Annotated in this window: 1 rRNA gene; it reads right to left on the bottom strand. The window is 52.4% G+C overall.

Going from position 1 to position 3,154, the window contains the following annotated elements:
- Positions 1 to 128: 128 nt before the first annotated feature.
- Positions 129 to 3,032, bottom strand: a 23S ribosomal RNA gene (locus tag ACJHX3_RS24495).
- Positions 3,033 to 3,154: the final 122 nt, after the last annotated feature.

Here is a 3,154-nt window from a genome sequence, read left to right on the forward strand (position 1 = left end):
GTCAGGTGGGACCACCGCGCTAAGGCCGCCAGGCAAATTCTGTTTCATCAGACCGCTTCTGCGTTCTGATTTAATCTGTATCAGGCTGAAAATCTTCTCTCAATCCGCCAAAACATCTTCGGCGTTGTAAGGTTAAGCCTCACGGTTCATTAGTACCGGTTAGCTCAACGCATCGCTGCGCTTACACACCCGGCCTATCAACGTCGTCGTCTTCAACGTTCCTTCAGGACCCTTAAAGGGTCAGGGAGAACTCATCTCGGGGCAAGTTTCGTGCTTAGATGCTTTCAGCACTTATCTCTTCCGCATTTAGCTACCGGGCAGTGCCATTGGCATGACAACCCGAACACCAGTGATGCGTCCACTCCGGTCCTCTCGTACTAGGAGCAGCCCCCCTCAGTTCTCCAGCGCCCACGGCAGATAGGGACCGAACTGTCTCACGACGTTCTAAACCCAGCTCGCGTACCACTTTAAATGGCGAACAGCCATACCCTTGGGACCTACTTCAGCCCCAGGATGTGATGAGCCGACATCGAGGTGCCAAACACCGCCGTCGATATGAACTCTTGGGCGGTATCAGCCTGTTATCCCCGGAGTACCTTTTATCCGTTGAGCGATGGCCCTTCCATTCAGAACCACCGGATCACTATGACCTGCTTTCGCACCTGCTCGCGCCGTCACGCTCGCAGTCAAGCTGGCTTATGCCATTGCACTAACCTCCTGATGTCCGACCAGGATTAGCCAACCTTCGTGCTCCTCCGTTACTCTTTAGGAGGAGACCGCCCCAGTCAAACTACCCACCAGACACTGTCCGCAACCCCGATCAGGGGCCAACGTTAGAACATCAAACATTAAAGGGTGGTATTTCAAGGTCGGCTCCATGCAGACTGGCGTCCACACTTCAAAGCCTCCCACCTATCCTACACATCAAGGCTCAATGTTCAGTGTCAAGCTATAGTAAAGGTTCACGGGGTCTTTCCGTCTTGCCGCGGGTACACTGCATCTTCACAGCGAGTTCAATTTCACTGAGTCTCGGGTGGAGACAGCCTGGCCATCATTACGCCATTCGTGCAGGTCGGAACTTACCCGACAAGGAATTTCGCTACCTTAGGACCGTTATAGTTACGGCCGCCGTTTACCGGGGCTTCGATCAAGAGCTTCGCGTTACCGCTAACCCCATCAATTAACCTTCCGGCACCGGGCAGGCGTCACACCGTATACGTCCACTTTCGTGTTTGCACAGTGCTGTGTTTTTAATAAACAGTTGCAGCCAGCTGGTATCTTCGACTGATTTCAGCTCCATCCGCAAGGGACTTCACCTACATATCAGCGTGCCTTCTCCCGAAGTTACGGCACCATTTTGCCTAGTTCCTTCACCCGAGTTCTCTCAAGCGCCTTGGTATTCTCTACCTGACCACCTGTGTCGGTTTGGGGTACGATTTGATGTTACCTGATGCTTAGAGGCTTTTCCTGGAAGCAGGGCATTTGTTGCTTCAGCACCGTAGTGCCTCGTCATCACGCCTCAGCCTTGATTTTCCGGATTTGCCTGGAAAACCAGCCTACACGCTTAAACCGGGACAACCGTCGCCCGGCCAACATAGCCTTCTCCGTCCCCCCTTCGCAGTAACACCAAGTACAGGAATATTAACCTGTTTCCCATCGACTACGCCTTTCGGCCTCGCCTTAGGGGTCGACTCACCCTGCCCCGATTAACGTTGGACAGGAACCCTTGGTCTTCCGGCGAGCGGGCTTTTCACCCGCTTTATCGTTACTTATGTCAGCATTCGCACTTCTGATACCTCCAGCATACCTCACAGCACACCTTCACAGGCTTACAGAACGCTCCCCTACCCAACAACACATAGTGTCGCTGCCGCAGCTTCGGTGCATGGTTTAGCCCCGTTACATCTTCCGCGCAGGCCGACTCGACCAGTGAGCTATTACGCTTTCTTTAAATGATGGCTGCTTCTAAGCCAACATCCTGGCTGTCTGGGCCTTCCCACATCGTTTCCCACTTAACCATGACTTTGGGACCTTAGCTGGCGGTCTGGGTTGTTTCCCTCTTCACGACGGACGTTAGCACCCGCCGTGTGTCTCCCGTGATAACATTCTCCGGTATTCGCAGTTTGCATCGGGTTGGTAAGTCGGGATGACCCCCTTGCCGAAACAGTGCTCTACCCCCGGAGATGAATTCACGAGGCGCTACCTAAATAGCTTTCGGGGAGAACCAGCTATCTCCCGGTTTGATTGGCCTTTCACCCCCAGCCACAAGTCATCCGCTAATTTTTCAACATTAGTCGGTTCGGTCCTCCAGTTAGTGTTACCCAACCTTCAACCTGCCCATGGCTAGATCACCGGGTTTCGGGTCTATACCCTGCAACTTAACGCCCAGTTAAGACTCGGTTTCCCTTCGGCTCCCCTATTCGGTTAACCTTGCTACAGAATATAAGTCGCTGACCCATTATACAAAAGGTACGCAGTCACCCCATAAAGAGGCTCCCACTGCTTGTACGTACACGGTTTCAGGTTCTTTTTCACTCCCCTCGCCGGGGTTCTTTTCGCCTTTCCCTCACGGTACTGGTTCACTATCGGTCAGTCAGGAGTATTTAGCCTTGGAGGATGGTCCCCCCATATTCAGACAGGATACCACGTGTCCCGCCCTACTCATCGAGCTCACAGTATGTGCATTTTTGTGTACGGGGCTGTCACCCTGTATCGCGCGCCTTTCCAGACGCTTCCACTAACACACACACTGATTCAGGCTCTGGGCTGCTCCCCGTTCGCTCGCCGCTACTGGGGGAATCTCGGTTGATTTCTTTTCCTCGGGGTACTTAGATGTTTCAGTTCCCCCGGTTCGCCTCATTAACCTATGGATTCAGTTAATGATAGTGTGACGAATCACACTGGGTTTCCCCATTCGGAAATCGCCGGTTATAACGGTTCATATCACCTTACCGACGCTTATCGCAGATTAGCACGTCCTTCATCGCCTCTGACTGCCAGGGCATCCACCGTGTACGCTTAGTCGCTTAACCTCACAACCCGAAGATGTTTCTTTCGATTCATCATCGTGTTGCGAAAATTTGAGAGACTCACGAACAACTTTCGTTGTTCAGTGTTTCAATTTTCAGCTTGATCCAGATTTTTAAAGAGCAAA

Origin of the sequence: Escherichia sp. WS1265 (assembly GCF_046487585.1) — a bacterium.
In the GTDB taxonomy this organism is placed as follows: domain Bacteria; phylum Pseudomonadota; class Gammaproteobacteria; order Enterobacterales; family Enterobacteriaceae; genus Escherichia; species Escherichia coli.